Here is an 8,838-nt window from a genome sequence, read left to right as displayed (position 1 = left end):
TTCGAGAGTTTCCCTGGGAGAAACGAAAGATCACGATCAGCATCGGAATTTCAACGTTTCCATTCGATTCTTCTTCGACATTCAAGAATCAGGATTGCGCTCTTCTTTTAATCGAGGCCGCCGACCAAGCGTTGTATCATTCGAAAGTAAAAGGAAGAGACAAAGCAACTCACAGCTTACAGATGAATTCCGGATGCGAACGATCGAAATGAAATTCTTAACCGCGACCCGGACACACTTTTTTTATCTACGGGACTTTTGATAGTTTATATGCTCCGTAAAAAATATTTCATCTTCCGCTTTTTAAATCGATTTTTTAAAAAAGAAACAAAACGTTTCGGTGAAATTTCAGAAGGCAACTACAGCCTGGATAAATTTTTCGATCTCTCTTTGGATATGTTATGCATCGCGAGACTGGATGGCTTCGTCCTTAGGATCAACCCTACGTTTCAGCGCGCATTCGGGTGGTCTTCCGAGAAATTGATGGGATTCGGAGTGTATACGTTTTTGCATCCGGAACATTTTGAATCCACAAACCGAGTTGTGGAGGATCTGAAACGAGGAAAACCTCTCATTTCTTTTCAGAATCGATATCTTTGCGCCGATGGAACATACAAACATTTTTCTTGGACCGCGTTTCCCGATCTAGAGGAAGGTTTAATCTATGCCATCGCAAGAGACATTTCTGAATCGATCGAGGCCAATCAAAAGATCAATCAACTCGCCGTAGAACTCAAGACCGCGAACTGCAAATTATTCGAACAGGCGTCTACGGATCCACTGACTCAACTCAAGAACAGAAGAGCCTTTGACGAAGAATTCGACAGACTCATTCATTCCCTACAACATAAAAAGGAAACACTCTCCGTTCTGATGATCGACGTGGACCATTTTAAATCTTACAACGATCAATTCGGTCATATCGAGGGAGATCAAATTCTAATCGAAATTGCGAGTCTTCTTTCCAAAACCTTAAAGAAAAACGATATCTTGGCTCGTTACGGAGGAGAAGAATTTATCGTCGTCCTTACGGATAACGAAGAACAATCGATTCTCACCGCTGAAACATTGAGAAGGACGATTCAAGATCATCGCTGGGATAAACGATCCATTACGATCAGCATCGGAATTGCCACGTTAGGAATCATCTCAGACAAAAATAAAAGCACAAAGGATTTGATAAACGAAGCGGACAAGGCCCTTTACGAATCGAAAACGAAAGGGAGAAACAGGTTCACTCATTTTCGAAGTTTAGTCCGCTTATAATCCGATCTTATTGATTCCGAACGATCTAGGTTTAAATATAAACTTAGAATTCAAAAAGAAGAATCGAAAATGGTAACCGAGATCGGAAAGGCAATCTTTCGGATTCTCATGGATCGGATTGGAAGTGGTTCGTTTTTTTTTATAAGGAAATTTCCAGAATCCGTAAAATCGATTTTACGTCGAGCCCACGATCAAAAGATTCAGCGATTCCTTCAATCTGAAAAAGAAATCAGACAAGACTGTCGGAAAAGCTCGGAATCATAGGCGCGAACGTTGGCACAGATTCCGTTCGCGAAACGGTTCGGAAAAATTCGAATCGATCGTAGTTCGTCCATTTTATGGGAGTTCCCACATTTTGTCGTATTTGTGATCTCTCTTTTATTGTGCTCGATGTTTAGATCGGATTGAGAAAAAGGTTTTATCTCCTCGGCAATTTCAGGAGCGGACTCTTTACCGAGGTGGACGGAACTCCGGTGAAATGTTTTTTTCAAAAAAGGGCGTGGATCCCTCGGCGATTCAAAAAAATTCTAACCTTCTTTTCCCTGGGTTGCAATGAAAGGTTCTTTCGGTGAAAGAAAATATCCGCTGAGGCTCGCAATCAAAACCGGAGTAAAGCTGTACAATCCGGTCAACTCGGACAAAAGGATCGTGGTAGAAATAGGAGTTTTGGTTACGGACGAATTCACAGCCGCCATCAAACAGATCATAAGAAAGGATTCGTTTTCGGTTGGAAGAATTCCAAAAAGAAATTTTCCCGCGCACGCCCCCAGAAAAAAAAGAGGAATGATCACCCCTCCTCTCCATCCGGTCGTGACGGTGGTCGTAATCGCAAAGGTCTTCCAAAAAATCAAACCCGCTAAAAAGACGAGAGTAAACCGTCCTTCTACGATTTGATTGAGCTGATCGTGACCGAAAAATCGTGTCAGAGGAATCTGCCAGGCGATGATTCCCAGAACAAGTCCGCCCACGGTAGTCTTCCAATAAATCCGTCCCGGAATCTTAGAATAAAGCCAACGGTTGGTCAAAAATAAACCGTGGAACATCCAACCGATTCCCGCACCCACGGCACCTAACAAAAGAGCATATAAGAAATCTTGAATATCGCCGGGAACGTATTGGGGAAATTGCCAAGTAGGCTGAAGACCGGCGTGGGTCATCCAAAGAAAGACAAAAAAAGCGGACGTGCTGGATAAAAACGCCGGTAAAAGCGCCTTGTAATACTCGACTACGTGTCTGTGCTGAAGAATCTCAAGCGCAAATAACGCACCACCCAGGGGAGAACCGAAAAGAGAAGTAAAACCTGCGGCCATCCCGGCGATCGTCATAGAACGGTATTCTTCTCCGGTAAGTCCTAACTTTTCCGCAAACCAGTTTCCAAAAGAACCAGTGATCTGAACCAGAGGCGCTTCCGGGCCCGCGCTACCGCCGGAAGAAATACTGAGGAGCGAAGAAAGCGCCATTGAAGGGTTCTGACTCGCCTCCAACTTTCCTCCCCTAAATCGTATATTATCGATTACTAATGAAATTTCTCCCGGTTCTCCGAGAAAGTGAATGATCAACCCGATCAGAAGTCCGGAAACAGTCATAAAAGGAATCGTTAGTATTCCGCTTATATTCGAAGCCCAATGAGTCAGGTATTCGATGAGCATCCAGAACGCGGCTGAAAACAATCCTCCTACAACTCCTAAAATCACGTAAAAAAACGTAAGCCTGGAAAGCATAAAAGGATTTTTTCTGGAAAGAACCAGAAGCGGGGATCGCAAGAGATTCGCGAGATTGATCATATCTTCGCTGTTAGACGAACTGAACTTCTTCTTTATTACCGGAAACGATTTCTCCGATCCAATGGACGGATTCTCCGGAGGATTCTAAAAATCGTTTTGCGGAATCCACATTCTCCTCCGAAACGATTACCATATAACCGATCCCCATATTGAAAGTGGCGAACAGTTCCAACTCTTCGAGTTTTTGATCCTTCTTGATCTTTTCAAAAAAGTATCCGGAAGGAATCTTTTCTTTGTAAAATTTCGCTTTGGATCCTTGCGGAAGAACTCTCGGAACATTCTCCTGATATCCTCCCCCCGTGATGTGAACCATTCCTTTTACCGGAACCTTTTGCAGAAGTTTTAATATACTTTCCACATAGATTCGAGTCGGCTTGAGCGCGTAGTCTTTTAAGAAACTTACTTGTTCAGGATCGGAAGGAAGGTGTTTTCCTTCCTTTAAGAGCAACTTTCGAATCAAAGAAAAGCCGTTGCTGTGAGGACCGCTCGATTCTAACCCGAGAATCTGATCTCCCGGTCGAACGGAATTTCCGTCGATCATAAGATCTTTTTCAACCGCTCCAACCACAAAGCCCGCGAGATCGAATTCATCTTCTTTCATTGTTCCGGGATGTTCAGCGGTTTCTCCGCCGAGAAGGGCTGTGTTCGAGAGCTTACAACCTTGAACGATTCCGGCAACGATCTGATCCATCTTTTCGGGATCCAGCTTACCGCAGGCGATATAATCCAAGAAGAATAAAGGTTCACCGCCGCAGACAAGGATATCGTTCACACACATCGCGACGAGATCGATTCCAACCGTGTTGAACGTATTGAGAAGCCTCGCGAGTTCTATTTTGGTTCCGACTCCATCGGTTCCGGAGAGAAGAATGGGTTGATTGTATTTTTTAAGAAAGCTTACGTCGAAAGCACCGGCAAAACCGCCGAGTCCGCCGAGAACTCTTGGGCCGTGAGTGGATTCCACGTTACGTTTGATCTTTTGAACAAACTCTCTTCCTTTTTCCGTATCCACACCCGCGCTTTTATATGTAATCTTCTCTTCCATTCTTAAGATCCCGGCTCTTTTTAGAATAGCTTGGAAAAGATTAAATCCCTGCACACAAAAAAAAACCGGATCCATACGGGAAATCCGGCACTTAAGGACGAAGATTCGGGAATTCAGGAAATCATTTCATCTGGTCGATCTGCTCCATCGCGGAGAGTTCTTCTTTGGCGGCAACTCTCGTTTTCAATTCTTTATCGCCCGGTTTTAGATCCACCGCTTGACCGGCTTCGATCAAAACCCTTGCATTATCCGATTTACGAGTGATTTCTACGGAGCCCTCTCTTACCGCAAAGGTTCCGGACTCGTCTTTTCCGTTCACTCTTCCCCAGAATTGTGTGCCACGAACAGCGGCGACAACGGTCGGAGTATCAACGGTCAAACTCTGACCTTTCGTGAGTTTCGAAGTTTTGATCAAGACGTTTCCATCCGAAACCTGAAAGGAAACCGTCTCCGCATTTAAGGTTGCAACCTTCGCGACACTTCCGCCTAAAAGCCGAAAGCTTCCGAGTTTGGAAGTCAGATCCAATACGGCATCGGTTTCGGTCCTTACGGTTTGTCGTTCGGAGACGTTCGTAAGAGGGGAAATTTCCTTCCCGGATTCTACGATGGAAGCCTTTCCTTTGAGAAAGGTGACGACTGCGTCCGAGCTTTCGGCGATCTTAGGTTTGCAGACATTCAAAAAAAATAAAACCGCGAGCGCGGTTCCTAAACGGATCATGATACACTCCGAATGAATCCTCTAAAGAGGAGTTTTCGTATTATACACGAATTCGAAAAAAACGGATCTAAATTTTAGGAAACGTTTAGGAAATTTATTTCAAAATTTTTTAAACGGACTTAGGAAATTTCTTTCCAAAGAAATGGCATTCTAAATTTAGGAAAAATATTTCTCAGATTCCGCAAAGTCGGAAGTTCCGGAGACGATCAAAAATTCAGCCCCCGCTGAGGTTGAGAATTTTTTATGTAGAGAACCTGCGTTTGCACGATGAAAATCGCCGGCTTTCAAAACAGTACCTGCGATACGGAGGTCGCCCGAAATCAAGAGACAATCCTCCGCACTTCCGTGGGAGTGTCCGGGAAAAACCGCGCCGGCTTCCATACGAATGAGAAGCGTAATCGTGTTTCTATGATTATCTTTGTTTAGAATTTTATAATCCACTCCGGGAAAGGCGGACTTCTTCCAAGGAGAATCGGATTTGCGAATAAAAAGAAAGTCCGCGTCTTCGTTTTCCTTATTCAAAACTTTGGAGAGAATTCTTTTCTTAAGGGAAGAATCCGGTTTTACTTCGGAAAGGGAAGCGATTCCAAAACCATGAAAGATATCCTCCAGGGAAACTTTCAAAGGAGAACGTTCGAAGACTTCTTTTGGAAAGACGATCGTTTCCCAAGTTTCCGTTATGTCCCTAGATCTTTCTTCGTTCATCTTTGAATTCCTTGGTAAAGAAGAATACGTCCTTGTTTGTTTCTTAAATTCTTACGCTTCCAACGTAGGTCCGGATCGTTTATTTTCCGATATCGTTTCGGATTTTTCTTTCGCATCGTTCGGGGATTCGAAATCTCCAAAGGTTTCGGAAGAGAATTCCCGCAATTCAAATTCGAATTCATTCTAGGAACTCCGACAAAGTTTGCGAAGAAGAATTCTCCTTGCAAAAACGCTTTTTCTCTGATAGAGAAGACCACGGCGCTTCCTCCCGCGAGCCCACCTCCTCCACCCGATTTGGGTGGGGGCCGAGACTTTTACGGTAAAATTGTAGGTGTTCCGACAAAGACCTTACCTGAGAAAAGGAGGACACCTTAACTTGGAAAAATCTTCTTCCCGATCCTTTCCGGGTTTCCATTTCGAAATTCCGAAAACCATTCTTTCCAACGTTATCTGTCACAGGAAAAAGAAACGAATCCTCAAAACCAAACCTTCTTTGAAGTTGGACTTGATTTTTCATCTTAAAGATTCCAACCTTTGAGTTCGTCACGAAGTTGGGTCAAACCGGTTCGAATTCGAGACTTCACGGTCCCCAAAGGAAGCTGGAATTTTTCGGCAAGCTCACTCTGGCTGAGTCCGCTCCAATACGCTTCTCGAAGAAGAATCGCAATCTCCGGAGAAAGTTTCGCAATCCCTTCTTGAATCCTGATTCTCAAAGAAGAATCGAAGACCTCCTGAAAAGCGGTGTCCTGAACGGAAGCACTTGGCGATTGGGCTTCTTGAAATTCAGACGTTCGAATTCTATTTTTGAAATCCTTGGATCTGACTTTCGAAATGGCCGCGTTACGCGCTATCGTAGTAACCCAAGTCAGAGGAGAAGAACGCCCTGAATCAAATTGTTCCGCTTTGTTCCAGAGAATCGTGAATACTTCCTGAAGGATTTCCTCACTCTCCTCTTTCTGCATTAGAATTTTATGAATGATCGAATAGATGAGATTTCCGAAGAGATCGTAGAATTTTTCGAGAGCTCGAGGATCTTTTTTCGAAATCCCGTAAATAAGCCGAATCGCTTCTTGAGTTTTATTTCCGGGGGAATTAGAATCGGCATCTGTCATCGACTCAAACTCCGCTTTTTGAATTTAAAAGTCGATCTGCCAATTCGAAATGAAAATTTTCTTCGCTATTGAGAAGAAGTTTATAATTGATCCCCTCTCCTTCCGTCGATCCTAAATTCGGATTCTTTTTTCCGAGAGAATTCAGAAGGTGTTTGATCGTTCCCGAGTTTCCGTCATACAACTTGAGTTCAGGAATATTCTTCAAAAGAATCTCCTTTAGAAAAACATAATGTGTACATCCGAGCACCACGATCTCAACACCTTCTTCCCTCAGTTCTTTTAAAATCGGTTTCAGATATTCCTCCGCACCGACAAAGTCCCCCCGATCCACAAGTCCAGCAAGTCCGGGGCAGGAAACCGGAAGAAGAAGATCGTCCGCTTTCAGATCTTTTTTTAGTTTTTGTAGTTTTTCTTCTTTCTGAGTAACGGGAGTCGCTAAAAGTGCGACCCTCTTTCCGGGGTTTTGTAAGATTGCAGGCTTGATCGCGGGTTCCATTCCGAAGATAGGTATGGAAAATTCCTTTCTCAACGTTTCCGCCGCCGCAGAAGTGGCTGTATTACAAGCGAGAAGAATCGCTTTCACGTCCTCTTGGACCAGACGTTTGCAAACGTCTCTCGTAAGTTCTAAAATCGTGGAGGCGTTTTTTTCGCCGTATGGACTGTTTTTCAAATCTCCAAAGTAGATCACTTCCAGTTCGGTCTCGTATTTGAGAATTTCCTTGAGCACGGAAAGTCCGCCCATCCCGGAATCCATCAACCCGATCTTGAGCGGCTCTTTCAATTTGGAGACTCCATTCTTTAGACGAAGTTTGACGTTAGGCGGAAGCGATATACTCGCCGATCTTTTCTCGAAGTGTCTTGTAGATCCAGTTGAACTTTTCTTCGTCTTCCTCGAGTAAGGTGACTCGAAACCCGTCCATCTGGGTGCAAAACGCCGACAAAGGAACCACGCAGATTCCGGTGGACGCGAGAAGATAATACACAAATCTTCGATCGTTCGCGGCCTGTGCAAGAAGCGGCTGAATAAAATCGGCCGCCTTCTGATTTTCCACCTTTAACTTCATGGAAGAATTCAGAACCCCGTCCTCAAATGCGACGGTAAGATAGAACGCGCCTTTCGGCTCCACCACCTTGACACCTTTGAGTCCTGCGAAAGCCTCGGTCGCAAGACGCGCCCTCTTTTTAAACTTCTCATTTCGTCTTTTGAGATGGGGAATGAATTCGGGGTGAGAATAAACTTCCGGAATCGACATCTGCGGAAGCGTTGTCGAACACACCTCCAACATCTTTGCGTCTAACAACGATTTTACGTAACGACTAAAGACCGGATCCTTATCCTTGTTAAAGATCTCGAGCCATCCGCAACGTCCTCCCGGCCAAGGAAATTCCTTCGAAATGGAACGAAGCGCCATTCCGGGAACCTTATCTCCGATCACCTCCGAAAGATGAAGCGGTCCTGCGTCGGAATAATTTACGTGCGCGTAGGTTTCATCGCAGATCAACATGAGATCGTATTTTTCGCAGATCGTCACGATTTTCTTCATTAGAATTTTATCATAGACCGCGCCGGTCGGATTGTCCGGGTTGATAAGAAGAATTCCGGTGATCGAATCGTTGTAACGAACCTTGTTTTCTATATCTTCCAAATCAGGCATCCAGTTGTTTTCCGGAAGAAGATTGTATGTGAGATGTTCGTATCCGCTATGTGCGGCTTCCGCGGAGGAGATCGTCGAATACGCAGGACTTGGTCCGAGAACGCGCGCTTCCCTTCTCATAAATCCGAAAATCTTCGCGACCGCGTCTCCCAAACCGTTGAAGAATAAAAGGTCGTCCGCTGTGATCTGGGCCCCACCTCTTTCGTTCACTTTTTCGGCTAAGAACTTTCGAGTCGGTTCGTAACCTTGCGTGGCCGTATAGGCCCAGGATTTGTCTTTGAGAACCAGATTGGAAACGATCTCCTTCATCCAAGCGGGGACAGTCTCCCCTTTCTGAATCGGATCTCCTATGTTCTCGTAAGTGATCTGAAGACCCAATGCCTCCAGTTTTTTTGCGACGGCTACGATCTGTCTGATTTCATAGATCAGAGCATCGGCTCCGCTGTGAACGATGTTCCTTCTCATCCCGTCCTGCCCTCTTTTATATATTATCAATTCAGCATGTGAGTTTTAAAACTGCGATAGCGATTGTAGCGGAAATTCCTTTAGGAAT

At 44.6% G+C, this 8,838-nt stretch carries 8 protein-coding genes and 1 pseudogene; 2 read left to right on the top strand and 7 right to left on the bottom strand.

Going from position 1 to position 8,838, the window contains the following annotated elements:
- Positions 1-212, top strand: a pseudogene (locus tag DLM75_RS24355) (hypothetical protein); the annotation flags it as partial.
- Between the two features lie 58 nt (positions 213-270).
- Positions 271-1,266 (top strand): sensor domain-containing diguanylate cyclase, encoded by a 996-nt coding sequence (locus tag DLM75_RS23475; protein WP_118970945.1) that lies wholly within the window; start codon positions 271-273, stop codon positions 1,264-1,266.
- A 527-nt stretch (positions 1,267-1,793) separates the two neighbouring features.
- Here DLM75_RS23475 and DLM75_RS23465 read toward each other — a convergent pair.
- The 7 genes from DLM75_RS23465 to DLM75_RS23425 form a co-directional block, all read right to left on the bottom strand.
- Positions 1,794-2,987, bottom strand: a complete 1,194-nt coding sequence (locus DLM75_RS23465; protein ID WP_429945622.1) for a chloride channel protein — start codon at positions 2,985-2,987, stop codon at positions 1,794-1,796.
- 73 nt (positions 2,988-3,060) lie between these two features.
- Positions 3,061-4,170, bottom strand: a complete 1,110-nt coding sequence (gene purM, locus DLM75_RS23460; protein WP_118970942.1) for a phosphoribosylformylglycinamidine cyclo-ligase — start codon at positions 4,168-4,170, stop codon at positions 3,061-3,063.
- Between the two features lie 46 nt (positions 4,171-4,216).
- On the bottom strand, positions 4,217-4,813 hold the full coding sequence (gene lsa19 / locus DLM75_RS23455) for an adhesin Lsa19 (RefSeq protein WP_118970941.1): 597 nt from the start codon (positions 4,811-4,813) through the stop codon (positions 4,217-4,219).
- A 156-nt stretch (positions 4,814-4,969) separates the two neighbouring features.
- A complete protein-coding gene (locus DLM75_RS23450; RefSeq protein ID WP_118970940.1) occupies positions 4,970-5,518 on the bottom strand; it encodes a cupin domain-containing protein in 549 nt (182 codons plus the stop codon).
- Between the two features lie 518 nt (positions 5,519-6,036).
- On the bottom strand, positions 6,037-6,630 hold the full coding sequence (locus DLM75_RS23435) for an RNA polymerase sigma factor (RefSeq protein ID WP_118970937.1): 594 nt from the start codon (positions 6,628-6,630) through the stop codon (positions 6,037-6,039).
- A 4-nt stretch (positions 6,631-6,634) separates the two neighbouring features.
- Positions 6,635-7,411 (bottom strand): glutamate racemase, encoded by a 777-nt coding sequence (murI, locus tag DLM75_RS23430; RefSeq protein ID WP_118970936.1) that lies wholly within the window; start codon positions 7,409-7,411, stop codon positions 6,635-6,637.
- Positions 7,412-7,445: 34 nt separating this feature from the next.
- Complete coding sequence (locus DLM75_RS23425) at positions 7,446-8,750, bottom strand: pyridoxal phosphate-dependent aminotransferase (protein ID WP_118970935.1); 1,305 nt, start codon at positions 8,748-8,750, stop codon at positions 7,446-7,448.
- Positions 8,751-8,838 lie beyond the last annotated feature (88 nt).

Source organism: Leptospira stimsonii, from assembly GCF_003545885.1.
GTDB lineage: Bacteria > Spirochaetota > Leptospiria > Leptospirales > Leptospiraceae > Leptospira > Leptospira stimsonii.
This window is presented reverse-complemented; position numbering and strand designations above follow the sequence as displayed.

Bases quoted from the DNA above. Each gene is read 5' to 3' on its own strand.
- DLM75_RS23475 (WP_118970945.1), top strand. From the start codon at position 271: ATGCTCCGTAAAAAATATTTCATCTTCCGCTTTTTAAATCGATTTTTT.
- DLM75_RS23465 (WP_429945622.1), bottom strand. From the start codon at position 2,987: ATGCTTTCCAGGCTTACGTTTTTTTACGTGATTTTAGGAGTTGTAGGA.
- purM (WP_118970942.1), bottom strand. From the start codon at position 4,170: ATGGATCCGGTTTTTTTTTGTGTGCAGGGATTTAATCTTTTCCAAGCT.
- lsa19 (WP_118970941.1), bottom strand. From the start codon at position 4,813: ATGATCCGTTTAGGAACCGCGCTCGCGGTTTTATTTTTTTTGAATGTC.
- DLM75_RS23450 (WP_118970940.1), bottom strand. From the start codon at position 5,518: ATGAACGAAGAAAGATCTAGGGACATAACGGAAACTTGGGAAACGATC.
- DLM75_RS23435 (WP_118970937.1), bottom strand. From the start codon at position 6,630: ATGACAGATGCCGATTCTAATTCCCCCGGAAATAAAACTCAAGAAGCG.
- DLM75_RS23425 (WP_118970935.1), bottom strand. From the start codon at position 8,750: ATGAGAAGGAACATCGTTCACAGCGGAGCCGATGCTCTGATCTATGAA.